At 61.5% G+C, this 16,524-nt stretch carries 15 protein-coding genes and 1 tRNA gene; 11 read left to right on the forward strand and 5 right to left on the reverse strand.

Annotation, left to right across the window (positions count from 1 at the left end):
- Position 1 precedes the first annotated feature (1 nt).
- Genes egtC through FFI94_RS07505 form a run of 3 tightly spaced genes read left to right on the forward strand, consistent with a single transcriptional unit; the run spans position 2 to position 2,946 of the window.
- On the forward strand, positions 2–748 hold the full coding sequence (gene egtC, locus FFI94_RS07495; RefSeq protein WP_138872425.1) for an ergothioneine biosynthesis protein EgtC: 747 nt from the start codon (positions 2–4) through the stop codon (positions 746–748).
- Positions 745–1,710 carry an L-histidine N(alpha)-methyltransferase gene (gene egtD / locus FFI94_RS07500; protein WP_138872426.1) on the forward strand — a complete coding sequence of 322 codons (966 nt, stop codon included), beginning with the start codon at positions 745–747 and terminating at the stop codon, positions 1,708–1,710. The genes egtC and egtD overlap by 4 nt, the downstream gene beginning before the upstream one ends.
- The gene (locus FFI94_RS07505) at positions 1,711–2,946 is read left to right on the forward strand and encodes a sorbosone dehydrogenase family protein (RefSeq protein ID WP_138872427.1); all 1,236 of its coding nucleotides are present in this window, start codon (positions 1,711–1,713) and stop codon (positions 2,944–2,946) included.
- 39 nt (positions 2,947–2,985) lie between these two features.
- Here FFI94_RS07505 and FFI94_RS07510 read toward each other — a convergent pair whose 3' ends face one another.
- From FFI94_RS07510 to FFI94_RS07530, 5 genes are all read right to left on the reverse strand, one after another.
- Complete coding sequence (locus tag FFI94_RS07510; RefSeq protein WP_138872428.1) at positions 2,986–4,566, reverse strand: SLC13 family permease; 1,581 nt, start codon at positions 4,564–4,566, stop codon at positions 2,986–2,988.
- A gap of 103 nt (positions 4,567–4,669) precedes the next feature.
- A complete protein-coding gene (locus FFI94_RS07515) occupies positions 4,670–5,326 on the reverse strand; it encodes a hypothetical protein (RefSeq protein WP_138873652.1) in 657 nt (218 codons plus the stop codon).
- Positions 5,327–5,575: 249 nt separating this feature from the next.
- Positions 5,576–6,556, reverse strand: a complete 981-nt coding sequence (locus tag FFI94_RS07520; RefSeq protein WP_138872429.1) for a ribose-phosphate diphosphokinase — start codon at positions 6,554–6,556, stop codon at positions 5,576–5,578.
- Positions 6,553–8,052: a bifunctional UDP-N-acetylglucosamine diphosphorylase/glucosamine-1-phosphate N-acetyltransferase GlmU gene (glmU, locus tag FFI94_RS07525; protein WP_138872430.1), complete on the reverse strand. Its 1,500-nt coding sequence runs from the start codon at positions 8,050–8,052 to the stop codon at positions 6,553–6,555. The genes FFI94_RS07520 and glmU overlap by 4 nt, the downstream gene beginning before the upstream one ends.
- Before the next feature lie 10 nt (positions 8,053–8,062).
- A tRNA-Gln gene (locus FFI94_RS07530) sits at positions 8,063–8,133 on the reverse strand.
- Positions 8,134–8,317: 184 nt separating this feature from the next.
- Here FFI94_RS07530 and FFI94_RS07535 point away from each other — a divergent pair.
- The 8 genes from FFI94_RS07535 to FFI94_RS07570 all read left to right on the forward strand — a co-directional run bounded on the left by FFI94_RS07535 (position 8,318) and on the right by FFI94_RS07570 (position 16,458).
- Positions 8,318–8,950, forward strand: a complete 633-nt coding sequence (locus FFI94_RS07535) for a TetR/AcrR family transcriptional regulator (RefSeq protein ID WP_138873653.1) — start codon at positions 8,318–8,320, stop codon at positions 8,948–8,950.
- Positions 8,951–9,135: 185 nt separating this feature from the next.
- A complete protein-coding gene (locus FFI94_RS07540) occupies positions 9,136–9,777 on the forward strand; it encodes a ScbR family autoregulator-binding transcription factor (protein WP_138872431.1) in 642 nt (213 codons plus the stop codon).
- A gap of 335 nt (positions 9,778–10,112) precedes the next feature.
- Positions 10,113–10,586, forward strand: a complete 474-nt coding sequence (locus FFI94_RS07545; protein ID WP_138872432.1) for a holo-ACP synthase — start codon at positions 10,113–10,115, stop codon at positions 10,584–10,586.
- Positions 10,583–10,825 (forward strand): acyl carrier protein, encoded by a 243-nt coding sequence (locus FFI94_RS07550; RefSeq protein ID WP_092807046.1) that lies wholly within the window; start codon positions 10,583–10,585, stop codon positions 10,823–10,825. The genes FFI94_RS07545 and FFI94_RS07550 overlap by 4 nt, the downstream gene beginning before the upstream one ends.
- Positions 10,822–12,012: an acyl-CoA dehydrogenase family protein gene (locus FFI94_RS07555; RefSeq protein ID WP_138872433.1), complete on the forward strand. Its 1,191-nt coding sequence runs from the start codon at positions 10,822–10,824 to the stop codon at positions 12,010–12,012. Before FFI94_RS07550 ends, FFI94_RS07555 begins: the two co-directional genes overlap by 4 nt.
- On the forward strand, positions 12,009–12,929 hold the full coding sequence (locus FFI94_RS07560; RefSeq protein ID WP_138872434.1) for an amino acid--[acyl-carrier-protein] ligase: 921 nt from the start codon (positions 12,009–12,011) through the stop codon (positions 12,927–12,929). The genes FFI94_RS07555 and FFI94_RS07560 overlap by 4 nt, the downstream gene beginning before the upstream one ends.
- Positions 12,929–13,915, forward strand: a complete 987-nt coding sequence (locus tag FFI94_RS07565) for a DUF1839 family protein (protein ID WP_138872435.1) — start codon at positions 12,929–12,931, stop codon at positions 13,913–13,915. Before FFI94_RS07560 ends, FFI94_RS07565 begins: the two co-directional genes overlap by 1 nt.
- Complete coding sequence (locus FFI94_RS07570; protein WP_260683906.1) at positions 13,915–16,458, forward strand: glycosyl hydrolase 2 galactose-binding domain-containing protein; 2,544 nt, start codon at positions 13,915–13,917, stop codon at positions 16,456–16,458. The genes FFI94_RS07565 and FFI94_RS07570 overlap by 1 nt, the downstream gene beginning before the upstream one ends.
- The last annotated feature ends 66 nt before the right edge of the window (positions 16,459–16,524 follow it).

Raw genomic sequence — 16,524 nt, forward strand, 5'->3', positions numbered from 1 at the left:
CATGTGCCGACATCTCGGCTATCTCGGGCCGCCGCGCTCCGTCCGAGATCTCCTGCAGACCGGAACCCATTCGCTGGTGAAGCAGTCGTGGGCTCCCCGTGAGATGCGCAAGGGTGGAACCATCAACGCCGACGGTTTCGGTGCGAGTTGGTGGACGGACGGGCAGCTGGGTCGGTATCGAAGTAGCACCCCGATCTGGTCGGATCCCACTGTGGAGGAAACGCTTTCACATATCCGTAGCGGATCGGTGCTGGCGGCAGTGCGTTCCGCGACCGAGGGGATGGCCGTCGAGGTCGGCGCGTGCGCTCCCTTTGCCGACAACACCTACGCGTTCAGTCACAACGGAGCCCTCACCGGTTGGCCGAGTTCGGTTGCCGCCCTTGCCCAGGAGGTTCCGACTGCCGCGCTGCTGACCATGTCGGCGCCGACAGATTCGGCACTGCTGTGGGCCCTGTTGCGTCATCGCTTGCAGGACATGTCGGTGGAAGCCGCGGTGACCACCGTCATTCACGACGTCGAGGCAGTGGCCACCGGTTCGCGTCTGAACTTCCTGCTCGGTGACGGCAACGAACTCTGGGCCAGCACGTGGGGCCATACGCTCTACGTCCTCGTCGACGAGTTGCAGGCACTGATCGCGTCCGAACCTTTCGACGATTCACCCGCGTGGGAACAGGTTCCGGACAGACACCTCGTCTGCGCCCGGCCCGGCCATTTGATCATCACCCCGATTCCGATGGGAGAACGATGAGCACCCCGATTCTCGAAATCTTTCTGACTCCGGAAGATCTTGTCGAGCAGTTACGGTCCGACGCCCGCACCGGGTTGACCGCCCGGTCGAAGTGGCTTGCGCCGGTGTGGTTCTACGACGCCCGCGGCAGTGAACTCTTCGAGCAGATCACCGAACTACCGGAGTATTACCCCACTCGCACGGAACGCGCCTTGCTGGCCGAGTGTGCCGGGGAGATCGCATCGTTGACCACACCGAAGATGCTGATCGAGCTGGGTTCAGGTTCCTCGGAGAAGACTCGCCTCCTGCTGGATGCGATGTCTGATTCACTGCACACCTATGTACCGCAAGATGTTTCGGTGACTGCCTTGGAAGGCGCCGCCAAGGCGATCAGCGCGGAGTTTGCGGACATCGACGTCATCGGAGTGGTCAGCGACTTCACCGGTTCGCTGCATCATCTTCCCAGCGGAGGTAGGCGAGCGGTCGCGTTTTTGGGCGGTACGTTGGGGAATCTGATTCCCGGCGAGCGCGCGGAGTTCCTCACCGGGATCGCCGAGGTTCTCGGCCACGGTGAGAGCCTGATCCTGGGAGTGGGGCTGGTGACCGATCCCGCCGTGCTGGTTCCCGCGTACGACGACAGCGCCGGAGTCACGGCGCAGTTCAACCTCAACGTGCTCAGTGTCCTGAACAAGCAACTCGGCGCGAACTTCCCGTTGGAAGCCTTCCGGCATGTCGCGCTCTGGGATGCCGAGAAGCAATGGATCGAGATGCGGTTGGAAGCCCTCCGCGATCTTTCGGTGCGGATAGAGGACTTGGATCTGGAGATCACCTTCGCCGCCGGCGAGCACATGCGCACGGAAATTTCTGCGAAGTTCACCGTCGACGGGATCACTGCCGAGTTGGAGGCCGCGGGTTTCCGGTTACAGAAAGTGTGGACCGACGCGGACCAGCGGTTCGCGCTGCTGTGCGCGGAGCGAGCCTAGATGTTCACGAATCGACTCGCGGCGCGGGTTTCCGCCTCCAGCGCCAACTTCGGTGCACTCAGATCCGGCCGTACCGTCGTCACTGTTGCGACCATCGCGATTCTCGCCATCCCGATAACACAGTGCTCGGCTCAGACACTTCCATCGGGGAGTCTCGGATCTGCCGACAGCAGCTCGGAAGTCCCCACCGAGGACACGTTGCCTGAACTCGCGGTCACCACAGTCCTCGACGGCCTGGACCATCCCTGGGATGTCGTGGCGGCACCAGACGGCACGATCTTGACCGGGCAGAGATCAAGAGGTTTTGTCGTCCGCCGCAGTGACAACACAACAGGTCCCGTCGCAGCAGATCTCTCGGACCTCTATGCCCGGTCCGAAACCGGTCTCATGGGAATCGCGCTTGCCCGTGACTTCGCTCAGTCCCGCACCCTGTACACCTGCCAGGGATTCAGCGCTGGGGGAGTGACGGACATCCGGGTGATCTCGTGGACAGTCGACGCCGGATGGACCGAACTGACGCGAACCGGAACCGTGCTGTCCGGCCTCCCGGTCTCGTCGGGGCGACACGGTGGGTGCCGGATTCTTGCCGCCGAAGACGGAACGCTGTTCGTCGGCACGGGCGACAGCGCAAACCCCGGTGTTCCGCAGGATCCGAACTCGCTGGGCGGCAAGGTCTTGCACGTCAACGCAGACGGCACGCCGGCGGCGGGCAACCCCGACCCGTCGAGTCCGGTGTACACACTCGGCCACCGGAACGTTCAGGGATTGGCCGTTCAACCCGGAACCGGCAGATTGTATTCGGTGGAGCAGGGCACCAGCGTCGACGACGAGCTGAATCTCCTGACCCCCGGCGGAAACTACGGCTACCGACCCGATCGGGCGCCGGGAACATACGACGAGTCGGTGCCGATGACCGATCCGTCCCGCGTGCCCGGCGCGATCGAAGCTGTGTGGAGTTCGGGTAACTCGACCCTGGCAACCGCGAGCGCGGCATTTGCGTCGGGCAGGCAATGGGGTCAGTGGGACGGCAGCGTTGTCATCGGCGGACTCAAGAGCAAGAAACTGATCTTCCTGCGACTGAGCGACGACGGCCGCAGCGTCGACGCCCAGGCGTACGGGTTGGAAAACCAGTACGGACGTCTGCGTTCGGTCACTCCCACGGCAAACGGATCGCTTCTTGTCACCACCGACAACGGCGACAACGACAGCGTGCTCCTCGTGACGCCGACTCCGTAGCCGATACCAGCAGTAGCCGGGCATCAGCGATAGCAGCTGTCAGAAGCTCCAGATCAGCGGAATCAGAACCGTCGCAACCACGAGGAACCACAGGAGCATCGGGAGTCCGAGCTTCCAGTAGTCGCCGAACTTGTAGCCGCCAGGACCCATCACCATCATGTTGGCGGGGGTGGCGACGGGGGTCAGGAACGACGCTGCGGCCGCGACGGTCACCGTCATGAGGAGCGGCACCACCGAAATATTCAGCTCGGAGGCCACGGAGATCGCGATTGGCGTGATGATCAATGCCGTTGCGGTGTTGCTGATGAGCTGGCCGAGCGTCGCGGTGACGACGAACAGTCCGGCAACAACGACGTACGGGCTGGCGCCGCCGATGACGTCGACAAAACCGTGAGCGAGCTTCTCGGCAGCGCCGGTCTCTTGAATTGCCGTGGAAAGCGGGATCATTCCGCCGACCAGAATGAGGGTGGTCCACGAGATCGAGCGGTGGGCCTGTTCGACGCTGATCACGCGCAGCAGGACCATCGCGCAGGCGGCAAGAAGACCCGCAATGGCAGACGGGACCAATCCGAACGTCAACATGACCACCATGGCGGCGACAACAACGAGGGACATGATCGCGCGGGTGCCGAGCGGCGCGGCCTGCTTGCGGATCAAGGCGGGCGGATCGACCACGAGGACGTTCGGGTCCACCGACGTGTGAGTGTCCAGATCGTCCCAACTGCCCTGCAGCAGCAGAGTGTCGCCGGCAGCGAGCCTGATACCGCCAGGGCCACAGGGCTCGCCGGCCCGCGCAGCGGCCAGAACCACCAGATCGCCGCTGTCGGTCACCATGCCGGGAAATACCTTGTCGCCGATGATCTCCGAACGGGGCGGAACGATCACCTCGACGACACCGTCGTCCTTGGTGATCAGCGGCGCATCGGATTGATCGCAACCGCCAGCGACGGCGTATTGCTGCGCGAGAGTCTTGGCATGGCGGCTCAGGTCCGGTGACATCGACGTCCCGGCGCGATGCGGCAATACGCGAGGGCCGAGAAACACTGCGATCGCGATGGTTCCGAGAACCAGCGGTGCACCGATCAAGGTGAAGTCGAAGAAGCCGAATGCGCCCGCACCGGCGTCGGCGGCGGCGTCGGAGACGATGATGTTGACCGGTGTGCCGGTGAGCGTGAGCATCGAACCGGCATGCGCGGCAAAGGCGAGCGGGAGCAGCAGTTGCGATGTGGACCGGCCGAGTCGGACCGCGAGGACGACCACCATCGGGATCAAGGCGGCTACCGCACCGTTCACACTGATCAACGCCGTCAGTGCGGCGACCAGCAACATGATTGCGCTCAACAACCGAACGCGTGAATCGCCGACCTTCGTCAGAAGTTTCTCGCCCGCCCACGTCGTGACTCCGGTGGCATCGAGCGCTTCGCTGACGACAAAGAGCGCTGCGATGAATATGACTGTGGGATCACCGAATCCGGCCAGTGCCTGTTGCACCGAGATCACGCCGGTGGCATACAGCGCCAGTGCCGTTCCGATCGCGATGATTCCGACCGGAATTCTGCCTATGACAAACAGCGCCACAACTACGGCAAGCACGACAAACGTGATGGTGATGTCATTCACGATTCGTAAAGCTACCTTCCAGCACGGCTACCGTCCTGCACCGGATACAGAACGACCCCGTCTCGGCAATGGAGACGGGGTCGAGGGGACGGACGCGGTGGAATTAGTTGGAGGCGGCGATGCGCGCCTTCTCGAGAGCAGCGAGTGTGCGAAGCACTGTTGCCTTCTGCTTGTTGAGATCGCTCAGGCGCGCGCGAGCAGGCAGACCCTGGGCAAGTTCGGCGACCTTGATCTGCTCGTCGATGGAACCGAGCTGGTCGAGAAGCCCCAGAACGCGTGTCTGCAGCGTGTTGATGTCGACGGTGTCCGTCTTCACCGGAGCGGCAACACGAGTCGCAGCGCCCGTGCTGGAGGGGCGGGAAGCGCGCGCAGGCGACGTGTCCGCAACGACGGTGGCCGCGCGCGGGCGAATCGCCTTGCGGACAGCGGCAGCGTCGGGGAGAACGTCCATGCGGATTTCGTTGAGGACGCGGCGGGCTTCGCGTGCCGTGACACGGTACTCGCGCTCTTCGTCGTCGTCGGACTGCAATGTTCCGCCGAGCGGGCGCAGACCGTACATGCCGAGGAACCGCTTGGCGTCGTCGATGATGCCTTCGTTTTCGCGGCAGCGTTCGCAGCGCGGTTCGTTGCGGAACATCTCTACGGAGTTGTCGTCGCCACACCAGACACAGGATCCTGGGCGCCACCGCCGGACCGTGGGAACTGAAGAATTCAGTGAATGAGATTCGGGCCGGGATTCCAGGGTTTGCGCGTCGATCACGACGAGCCACATTAGGCGAAGATTGCGGGCAGGTGAACATCAGCTCGGTATCGACCTGGGATTCTCCGCGAGGGCGTGACCAAGATCATGCCGATTGTCCGATTCTCGGGTATCTGTGTGTCGCACAAATGGTTTCGTGGAGACCTCTCGGTCTGGTTCGCCCGGTGAACGTCCCCGCGAAACACGAAGGGCGCGTACCCGCGACCGTCTGGTCACAGATACGCGCCCGCTCCGCGTAAACGCGAAAGACTATGCGCTGCCGTCGAACAGTGAAGTCACAGAACCGTTCTCGAAAACTTCCTTGATTGTCCGCGCTAGCAGAGGTGCAATCGACAGAATCGTCAGGGTCGGGAACTGCTTCGACTCGGGGATCGGCAGCGTGTTGGTCGTGATGACCTCTTTGGCGCCGCAGTTGGCCAGGCGCTCGGCGGCCGGATCCGAGAAGATGCCGTGTGTGGTTGCAATGATGACGTCGACGGCACCGGCGTCCTTGAGTACCCGGACAGCGCCGGCGATGGTGCCGCCGGTGTCGATCATGTCGTCGATCAACACACAGGTGAGGCCGTTGACGTCACCGACCACACGGTTGGACTTGACCTGGTTCGGAACCAGCGGGTCGCGGGTCTTGTGCACGAACGCCAGCGGCGCGCCGTCGAGGGCATCCGCCCACTTCTCGGCAACCTTGACGCGGCCGGCATCCGGGGAGACGACGCAGATGTTGTCGGTGCCGTAGTTGTCGCGCACGTACTCGGCGAGCTGGCCCTGAGCGTGCATGTGATCAACCGGACCGTCGAAGAAGCCCTGAATCTGATCGGTGTGGAGGTCGACCGTGATGATCCGGTCGGCGCCTGCGGTCTTGAGCAGGTCCGCGATCAAGCGAGCGGAAATCGGCTCGCGTCCGCGGTGCTTCTTGTCCTGGCGGGCGTACGGGTAGAACGGCAGCACCGCGGTGATGCGCTTCGCGGATCCACGCTTGAGAGCGTCGATCATGATGAGCTGTTCCATCACCCACGTGTTCAGCGGCGCCGGATGACTCTGCAGCACAAACGCATCCGACCCACGCACGGACTCTTCGAAGCGAACGAAGATCTCACCGTTCGCGAAATCGCGGGCAGTCTGCGGGGTGACTCGGATGTCGAGTTCCTTCGCGACCTGCTCAGCCAACTCGGGATGCGCACGACCCGAGAACAACATCAAGTTCTTCTGGTTGTCGATCCAATTCGCAGTCACTGGTTCATGCCATCCTTTTGTACTTGCTGATCTGTGCGCTCTGATTCCGAAGCCGTTGCTGCATCGGCCGCAGGAGTACCGGGTCGATTCTTCTCGACCCAACCCTCGATGTTGCGTTGCTGACCGCCCGAGACCGCAAGGGCCCCAGCCGGAACGTCGAATCGCAAGACGGTGCCGGCGCCGGTGTACGCGCCGTCCCCGACATGAACCGGAGCGACGAACATCGTGTCCGAGCCGGTTCGCACGTGCGACCCCACCACAGTACGGCGCTTGGTCACCCCGTCGTAATTGACGAAGACGCTCGACGCTCCGATGTTGCTGTGATGGCCGATGGTGGCGTCGCCGACGTAGGTAAGATGCGGAACCTTCGAATGTTCGCCGATCTCGGCGTTCTTGGTCTCCACGTACGCACCGAGTTTGCCGTGAGCGCCCAGGGACGTGGCCGGACGGAGGTATGCGAAGGGGCCGACGGTGGCGTCGTCGCCGATGGTCGACTCGCTTGCATGCGAACGGATGACAACGGCTCGTGCGCCCACAGTGACATCGGTCAGAGTGGTATCCGGGCCGATCACAGCGTCTTCGCCCACTGACGTGGTGCCGGCCAACTGCACGCCGGGGAGCAGGGTCACATCTTGCTCGAGAGTGACGTCGCAGTCGATCCACGTACTTGCCGGATCGACGACGGTGACGCCCGCGCGCATCCACTTCTCGAGGATTCGACGGTTCTTCTCACGTGCCAGCGTCGACAGCTGCACACGATCGTTCGCGCCGGCGACCAGAACCGAATCCGCAATGTGCTGAGCCCGGACACGCTTGCCGGCGCGACGGGCGATCATGATCACATCGGTGAGATAGAACTCGTGCTGAGCATTGTTGGAGTCGAGGGAGGACAACGCGTCACGAAGCGTCTCGACGTCGAACGCGTAGACACCGGAGTTGACCTCGGTGATCGAACGCTGCGAGTCCGTCGCTTCCTTCTCCTCGACGATCGCATTGACTTCACCGTCGGTGGTGCGCAGGATCCGGCCGTAACCGGTGGGGTCGGATGCCGTGGAAGTCAGGACCGTCACTGCGGCCGCCGGCGCGCTGGTGTGGCGCTCGAGTAGATCCGCGATGGTGGCGCCGTCCAGGAGGGGAACGTCGGCAGCAGTCACGAGTACGGTGCCGCGGAAATCTGCAGGCAAACCTTCGAGACCGCAACTGACCGCGTGGCCGGTGCCCTTCTGCTCGTCCTGAACGGCGATCGTGATCGAACGATCCAGATCGGTGGCGACGGATGCCACAGCTTCGGATACCCGTTCGCGATCGTGGCCGACGACGGTCACCAGATGCGTCGGATTCAACGACGCAGCAGCGTGGAGGGAGTGCGCGAGCATGGTGCGGCCGGCAAGAGTGTGGAGCACCTTGGGAGTCTTGGACTTCATCCGAGTGCCTGCACCCGCTGCGAGAACGATCACGGCGGTTTGCACTTGTTTGAGCTCCCTCTTGTCGATCATCAACTACCGGCTCCGCCGCCAGGACTCGAACCTGAACTATCTGAACCAAAATCAGAGGTGCTGCCATTACACCACGGCGGATTGCCACGCTCTCCGAACCTTGCGGCGGATTACGCGCAAGAATAATCGCATGCCGACCCGGTCTAGGTCGAACCGCTCCTCCGTTTTCGTGTCGAGCAGTGCCGATAGGCTTGCTGTGAGCGGTGCGGTGACAACCGTCCGGCGTGTGGGGAGAGAGGCAATCATGGCGACGGTTCCCAATCCGATGGGCAGTGATCGCGCACCTGAACGGGCAACTCGGGTGCGGATGACGGGAACACAGCGTCGTCAGCAGTTGATCGAGATCGCCAGGGCACTTTTTGCCGAACGTGGATACGAAGCAACCTCCATCGAGGAAATCGCGCAACGAGCAAATGTCTCGAAGCCTGTCGTCTACGAGCACTTCGGCGGTAAAGAGGGCTTGTATGCCGTCGTCGTGGATCGTGAGATGTCGCGACTGCTGGAGATGATCACGTCGTCGTTGTCGCAGAACCGCTCGAGAGTTCGAGTCGAGCGGGTAGCGCTGGCGTTGCTCACATACGTCGAGGAACACACGGACGGCTTCAGGATCTTGGTTCGTGACTCGTCCGTCGTAGCGCCGAGCGGCACCTATTCCAGTCTCCTCAACGACGCCATCAGTCAGGTGGGATACCTGTTGGCCGGAGACTTCTCGCGGCGTGGATTCGACCCGGGACTTGCAACGATGTACGCGCAGGCGCTTGTCGGGATGGTGTCGACCACAGCCACGTGGTGGCTCGACGAGCGCTCACCGTCCAAGGAAGTCGTGGCCGCGCATCTCGTCAATTTGTGTTGGAACGGACTCACCAATCTCGAGGCCGATCCGCAATTGGAGGGTTAACGCAGGCGTGCCTGTCGCTGAAGTGTGGAGCGCAGTCTAAGCTGTGTTGGCTGTATCACGATCGTTCAATGGGCAAACGTGGTTTTGTTTGCGTGGGGTGTTGTTCCCAAGCGCCTTCCATTTTGACGCTGTGAACGGGTAATGGTGAGGATTCGTTCGATGTGTGGTGATTGGAGGCCGGATCGATGGTGAGGCAGGAGCGGGCGGAAGCCACTCGTGATTCGGTACTGCGCGGTGCAGCGGGCGTATTTCTGCGTCTGGGTTACGCAAACGCCAGTTTGAGCGAGATCATTGCCGAGTCGCAGGTGACCAAAGGGGCGCTGTACTTCCACTTCGGTTCCAAGGAAGAGCTCGCCCGTGCGGTGATCGACGAAGGGTCTGCTCGTTTCGACGCCAAGTCGGAATTGTGGCTGGATCGACGAACGCCGGCATTGGAATCTCTGATCGGAGTCTCGTCGGTGGCAGTCGACACTGCCGCACACGACGTACTTGTTCGTGCCACGTTCCGTTTGTTGGTCGAGATCGGCGACTACCGGGGATCGGGTCCGGCAACGTTCGAGGGGTGGCTCGACATCTTCCGGGAACTCGCCACCAGAGCTGCCGATGAAGGTGACCTGAAATCCGACGTCGACTCCGCGGATATTGCGCGTTTCTTGTTGCAGATGGTGACGGGTGTCCGATTGATAGCTTCGGCCACGGGAACTATGCGCGATTTGTCTGACTCGATGAAGACGTCCTGGAACATCATTCTTCCCGTTGTCGTTCCGGAATCGAAGGTCGAGTACTTCCGACAGTTTGCTGCTCGTCGTCTGAGTAGCGACCACTGAGTCTGATCCGGTTGAGTCGGTCCGAACCACGTTCGGGTCGATGACCTGGGGTCCTTCTGGGATATATCTCCCGTTTGTGTTGAATTGACGGCGCCGCGGAAGTGGTATTCGCCTATATTGGGCTTTTGAAACAAACTCAGAGTATGTTTATCTCGTAACTAAATGTCCGATGGTTCGATCTTGCTGACTTGCTCGACGTTGCGGTATGTTCTCTCGGTAGCTGAACAATTGCTGCAAACGGCCGATCGGTCAGGGAGTTCGATTGTTCGAGACGAAGTCGGTGTACCGGGCGGGGTAGGGGGTCGCCCGGTCCATCGATGAAAGGGGTATCGAAGATGGGTGAATCTGTACCGTCGGGGACTTCGGCAGTTTCGGCTGTTTCGTCGGCACCATTCGATGCAAGTCCTCGGATCGGCTGCGACGTGGTCAATGTCGTGGATGTCAGTCGAAGCATCGACCTGTTCGGGAGTCGATACCTCGAGCGGACGTTCACTGCTCGCGAGTTGGAGATATGCAGCGGGGCCGCCAGGGACCAGCGACTCGCGGCGCGTTTTGCCGCGAAGGAAGCGGTGGTCAAAGTTCTTCGACCCGCTGACACGGCAATTCCATGGAATTCCATCGAGATTACGCGTGAGCTGTGGGGGGGATGTGGGGTAGAGCTTTTCGGCGAAGCAGCAAAACTTGCTGTGGCGCAGGATCTTCAGGATTTCCAAGTATCTATTTCGCATGAGGCCGACGTCGCCATCGCCATGGTGATTGCCATGCGTCGTGGCGGTTCGCAACAAACAGAAGGACGAAGTCACCGATGAGTGATCAGGCAATTCGCAAAGTGCTCATGGAACATGGTCGGCTTGCAGTCGATGTCGGCACTATCGACGTCGACGCCGATCTGTACGCGTTGGGTTTGACCTCTCACGCAAGCGTCAATGTGATGCTGGCGCTGGAAGATTCGTTCGATATCGAGTTTCCGGACGAGTTGCTTCGGAAGAGCACTTTTGCCAGCGTCCGGGCGATCGAGAGTGCGTTGATCGGCCTGGGTGAAGCGTGAGCATCCCGCATCCCGACGTCATTGTCGAGCCCGCCGTTGATCGGGCGCGCCGCGTCGCAGACGAAGTTGCCGCCGTGTGGGCGGCCGAAGTAGACGAAGACTCTCGATTCCCCGCCGAGGCGGTTGCCGCGATGCGCGAGCAGCGTCTGCTCTCGGTCGCCGTTCCCACCGAGCTCGGTGGCGACGGCTTGTCGTTGCGTGAGGTTGCCACGATCGCGCGCATCATCGGATCACGCTGTGCGTCCAGCGGAATGATCTTTGCGATGCATCAAACGCAGATCTACTCCCTGATCAAGCATGGCAACACGGAGGCGCTGCGGGCATTTGTAGTCGAATCCGTCGACAAGCAGTTGCTGCTTGCATCGGCAACAACGGAGTTGGGGATCGGCGGCGACGTCAGCCGAAGCTATTGTGCTGTAGAGGATCTCGGTGGCCATCTGCTGCTGATCAAGAACGCCCCTGTGATTTCGTACGGCCGGCATGCCGACGCGATTCTGGTCACCGCCCGTCGTTCGCCGGAAAGTCAGCCTAACGATCAGGTACTTGTTATCTGCCGCAGCGGGGATCTCACTCTGGAAAAAACCGCCGAATGGAACGCATTCGGATTGCGTGGAACATGCAGCCTCGGGTACATCCTGCGGGCGACGTCCACGCCGGACATGATGATCGCAACTCCGTACGCCGATATTTCCACCAACACCATGCTGCCGGTGTCACACATCGTGTGGAGTTCGGTGTGGCTCGGCATCGCGGACGCGGCACTCGACAAGGCGCGCAAGTACGTGCGTGCCGCCGCGCGTAAGCAGCCGGGAGTCTCGTCGCCGGCAGCGCTGCGATTGGCTGAAACAGCATCGACTGCACAACAATTCGCTGACCTGGTGGAGGCGTCCGCGTGCCGCTACGACCGCGCCGTCGGATCTCGCGGCGAGTTGGGCGGGGCGGCGACAACAGATAGCGTCGGTTTCTCGCTGGCAATGAACAACCTGAAGGTCGCCACCTCGAGATCGGTGGTGGAGATTGTCGGTCAGACGATGTTGATCTGCGGTATCTCCGGATACCGCGAAGACAGTGAGTACTCGCTCGGGCGTCATCTCCGTGACGCCCACGGGGCAGCCGTGATGGTGAACAACGATCGCATCATGGCGGGATCCGCTCAAATGGCCATCGGATACCAAGGAACACTATGACTACTGAACTCGATCTAGCCAGGGCCGAGTTTCAGCGTGAATTGCTGACCGCCGGAATTCTCATCAAAACAGATGTCTTAGGTCTTTACGGTCGTTCCGGATTGTTCGAGGACATCATCGACGGAATCGACCGGGTGGTCGTGGCTGCGGGTCCCGGATCCGCCGCGACGCGTCTGCGTTTCCCACCGGTGTTTCCCCGCACGAGTTTCGAGCGCACCGATTACATCGCGTCGTTCCCCAATCTGACCGGTGCGATCAATACCTTCAACGGAAGCAATCGTGATCACGCACAGTTGCTGGCAGATCGCGCCGGCGGTGAATCGTGGGATCGCTATCTCGAACCGACCGAGACCATGTTGGTGTCGGCTGCGTGTCACCCTGCCTACGCTCAGTACACGGGTGAGCTGCCCGAAGGTGGAGTGCTCCTCGATATCTACGGTTTCTGCTTTCGGCACGAGCCCGCAATCGATCCGGCCCGTATGCAGGCGTTCCGGATGCACGAGTTCGTGACAATCGGCGACGCTGACGCCGCCGCCGCCCACCGCAAGAAGTGGATCGAACGCGGGATGGAGGTCTTGGGTGACCTCGGTCTCGACGCCACGCCAGTCATTGCCAACGATCCGTTTTTCGGAAGGGCTGGTCGGATGTTAGCGGCTAACCAGCGAGAGGAAAACCTGAAGACGGAGTTGACAGTTCGGTTGTACGGCGATCTCGACGAGGGTACGGCGATCGTGTCGTCCAACAACCATCTCGATCATTTCGGCAAGACCTTCGACATCACCACCGCCCGCGGTGAGGTCGCCCACAGTTCCTGCGTCGGTTTCGGAATGGAGCGAATCGCTTTGTCTCTCTTACGAACTCATGGACTTGACATTGCTGCCTGGCCGGGTGGCGTCCGCGGACATATGGGTTTGTGATGGCCAGACTCCTCGATATCACCCCTGACCGCTACAACTCGCATGCCGTGCATCACGAGGATCGGGTGTGGGCGCAGACCAACTGCTACCTGGATCTGTGGATCGAGGTTCTGCATTCGCTCGGCCTCGATCCGGTGCCCGCAATGGCATGTGCGTTTTCGTCGAGGTTCGACGGTGCGCAGTGGACGTTCCTCAAGTTCAAGGCCGAGGATATTTTTGCGCTGTACGGGATCGACGTGGCGGAGATGAACGTCTGGCGCGCGCCACTGATACACATCGAGGACAATCTCGAGGCGGGAATGCTGTCCACGGTGGAGGTGGACGGTTACTGGCTGCCCGACACGTTGGGTACGAGTTACCATGAGACGCATACCAAGACAACAATCGTTCCCAACCGTATCGATCGGATAGCGGGAGAACTCGAGTACTTCCACAACAGCGGATATTATGTACTTCGGGGCGACGATTTTTCCGGGGTGTTCGATCTCGATCGTTCCAGCATTCCGCCTTTCGTTCCGTATGTCGAGCAGGTCCGACTCTCGCCCGTTCACGAGATGAACGCGGGAAATATCGCCGAGGTAGCGCGGCGGAACGTGGCAGTTCGGCCCCCGGGAAATCCGGTGCGAGAGCTGGGACGCAGGGTCGTCGAGGATTCGGAATGGATCCGCACAGCCGGCATGGAGGCATTCCATTTGTGGTCGTTCGGGCTGCTCAGACAGTGCGGCGCCAGCGCTGAACTCGCCGCCGATGTCAGCGAATTTCTCGATGCTTCAGGGTTTTCCGGTACATCAGAGGCATCAGCGGGGTTCCGCAGCGTAGCGGCCGGCGCGAAGAGCGTCCAATTCCAGATGGCACGTGCGGCGAGGGGACGCGTCGTGGATCCCCGTGACCAACTCGACGAGATGGCGGTGTCCTGGACACAGTCCATGGACATCATCACCTCCATTGTCGGAGTTGATTCCCAGCGACATCTCAGGTTGGTGTGATGCCGCGGAAATTTGCCAGCGATCTTCTCGAAGAAGCCGAGTGGCGCTGTATTGCAACGCTACCCGGTGAAATAGCGAATCCCACGCAGCTGTCGGGAAAGACCGGATGGCTTGCGGCTACGGTGCCGGGCACGGTGGCCGGAGCGATCCGCGAATCCGACGGCTCCGCCGCGGCACGCCGGGTAGCGGCCGACGTCAATGATTGGTGGTTTGTCAGCAGGGTTGCCACGGCTGGTGAGGGTCCGTGGCTGCTCCAGCTACAGGGGCTGACGGCAGGCGCGGAGGTCTGGGTCGATGACACTGTTGTCTTGTCTTCGGACTCCATGTTCGTTCCCGGTGAAGTAGTCGTAACCCGGGAGGTGGCCAAGAGTAGTGAATTCACACTCGCGATCCACTTTCATTCTCTGGCAAATGTTCTGAGTTCGCGTCGACCGCGTGGCAGATGGCGTTCGTCGCTCGTGCGTGAGCAGGGTCTGCGATGGATACGTACAACTCTGCTGGGAAGTGCGCCCGTGTTCTCCGGCGTTCCGGTGCCGGTCGGACCGTGGCGGGGTATTCGAATGTTGGATGTCGGCAAGGCAAGTGTCGTGTCTCGGACTCTCGACGTCACCGCTGACGGAGCGTCCGGGGCCGTCACGATCTCGGCGCGTCTCACGGGTGTTCCCCACGACGTTACAGCAGTGCCGGTGACCGTCGGAATCGTTCGCGGTTCCCTCACCGTGACATCGCGAGACGGCGGACTCGCCGTCGTATCGGGCGTCGTCGAAATTCCGGATGTGGATCTCTGGTGGCCGCACACGCACGGTCGGCCGCATCGATACCCAGTGTCGATAGAGGTAGGAAGACAAGTTTTCCGATTGGGGCACATCGGGTTTCGTAGTATCGAGGTCGATCGAACCGGTGGTGGATTTCGGGTATCGGTCAATGGGGTCGACGTGTACTGCCGGGGATCGGTGTGGGTGCCCACCGATCCGGTCGCCTTCCGCGGCGAGGAGCAAACAACGTCGGTGCTCGAACGTTGTGCAGCGTCCGGCGTGAACATGCTGCGTGTACCCGGAACCATGGTTTACGAGAGTGATCACTTCTGGAACGAATGCGCGAGGCTGGGCATTCTTGTCTGGCAGGACGCGATGCTCGCGACCCTCGATCCGCCGGACACCGACGAGTTCTTTGCACTCTTTGCCGCTGAGGTACGTGCGTTCGTGGAACAGGTCGGTGGCAACCCGGCGCTCGCAGTTTTCTGCGGAGGCAGCGAAACCGAACAGCAACCGACCATGCTCGGTCTGGTCGATCAGCACATCTCGATCGTTCACTCTCGCTTGCCTGCGTTGCTCGAGGAAATCGCACCGGGACTCGCGTACGTGACCTCGTCCCCGTCGGCGCCGCCTGAGCATGAAACATTGGCCACTCACGTAGGTACCGGAATCGCCCACTACTTCGGAATAGGTGGGTACCGGCGTCCACTCGACGACGTGTTGAGCGCGCGGGTGCGATTCGCTACGGAGTGCCTGGCGTTCTCCATTCCGCCGTCGAACACTGTCATCGAGAACGAGTTCGGCTCGGTGTCCGTAGCGGGCCACCACCCGTCGTGGAAGGCCGCTGTGCCACGGGACAACGGGTCGTCCTGGGACTTCGAGGACGTTCGTGATCACTACGTCACAACATTGTTCGGCGAAGATCCGAGCGAGGTTCGCTGGTCCGACCCGGAGCGCTATCTCGACTTGGGGCGCGCAGCGATCTGCGAGGCCTTCGGCGCAGCGCTCGGTTACTGGCGTCGAGCAGATTCCGGGTGTGACGGTGCGCTGACTTTGGCATTGATGGATCTCGAACCTGGTCCAGGGTGGGGTGTTCTCGACTGGCAGGGCACACCGAAAGCTCCGTGGTACGTGCTGCGTCGATATTCGAAACCAGTGGCCCTCATCGTCACCGACGACGGCCTGGACGGACTCCGACTCGACGTGATCAACGAGACCGGCGACCCATTGGTCGCCGAAATTCGCATCCGCGCGCACAGCAGGTCTGGTGTGGTGCCGGTCGATGTGGTCGCACCCGTCAAGGTCGACGCCCACGGGAAACGGAGTCTGACAGTAGACGAGGCGGTGGGGCGATTCACCGATCTCACACACGTCTTCAAGTTCGGGCCACGCAACTACGACGCCGTCACCATCACTCTCGAGAGCGAGGAAGGCGTGGTTATCGACGAGGTTGTGCACCTGTTGGGAAGCCCGGCCAGACCCCTCGAACGCACAGTCGGCCTCGCTGCCATCGCCCGAAGCGTCGGCGACGGCTGGGTTGTCGACGTCACCTCGGAAGGTACGGCGCAATACGTGTCGCTGGATCTGCAGGGGTTCGAGCCGGAAGATTCCTGGTTTCATCTCGCACCAGGTGGTGCGCGGACGGTGAGGCTGCGTCGCACCGGTCAGGCGAAGATGGTGATCGGTCGCGTTCGAGCACTCAATTCCCATTCCAGCGCCCCGGTCAGTCCGCCGTCGGTTGCCGATCCACCTCGCCAAGCGGCCACCAAGCGGGTTCCGCGGAGGTAGGGCGCGCTCGCGGATAGAATCGACTCGGCGTCACGCCACCGTTGGTGGGTGACGCTCGGGTTGTTC

The sequence above is a fragment of the Rhodococcus sp. KBS0724 genome, from assembly GCF_005938745.2.
Classification (GTDB): domain Bacteria; phylum Actinomycetota; class Actinomycetes; order Mycobacteriales; family Mycobacteriaceae; genus Rhodococcus_F.

Excerpts from the sequence above, each read along its gene's own strand:
- egtC (WP_138872425.1), top strand. The coding sequence starts at position 2 with ATGTGCCGACATCTCGGCTATCTCGGGCCGCCGCGCTCCGTCCGAGAT.
- egtD (WP_138872426.1), top strand. The coding sequence starts at position 745 with ATGAGCACCCCGATTCTCGAAATCTTTCTGACTCCGGAAGATCTTGTC.
- FFI94_RS07505 (WP_138872427.1), top strand. The coding sequence starts at position 1,711 with ATGTTCACGAATCGACTCGCGGCGCGGGTTTCCGCCTCCAGCGCCAAC.
- glmU (WP_138872430.1), bottom strand. The coding sequence starts at position 8,052 with ATGATCGACAAGAGGGAGCTCAAACAAGTGCAAACCGCCGTGATCGTT.
- FFI94_RS07535 (WP_138873653.1), top strand. The coding sequence starts at position 8,318 with ATGGGCAGTGATCGCGCACCTGAACGGGCAACTCGGGTGCGGATGACG.
- FFI94_RS07540 (WP_138872431.1), top strand. The coding sequence starts at position 9,136 with ATGGTGAGGCAGGAGCGGGCGGAAGCCACTCGTGATTCGGTACTGCGC.
- FFI94_RS07545 (WP_138872432.1), top strand. The coding sequence starts at position 10,113 with ATGGGTGAATCTGTACCGTCGGGGACTTCGGCAGTTTCGGCTGTTTCG.
- FFI94_RS07550 (WP_092807046.1), top strand. The coding sequence starts at position 10,583 with ATGAGTGATCAGGCAATTCGCAAAGTGCTCATGGAACATGGTCGGCTT.
- FFI94_RS07560 (WP_138872434.1), top strand. The coding sequence starts at position 12,009 with ATGACTACTGAACTCGATCTAGCCAGGGCCGAGTTTCAGCGTGAATTG.
- FFI94_RS07565 (WP_138872435.1), top strand. The coding sequence starts at position 12,929 with ATGGCCAGACTCCTCGATATCACCCCTGACCGCTACAACTCGCATGCC.
- FFI94_RS07570 (WP_260683906.1), top strand. The coding sequence starts at position 13,915 with ATGCCGCGGAAATTTGCCAGCGATCTTCTCGAAGAAGCCGAGTGGCGC.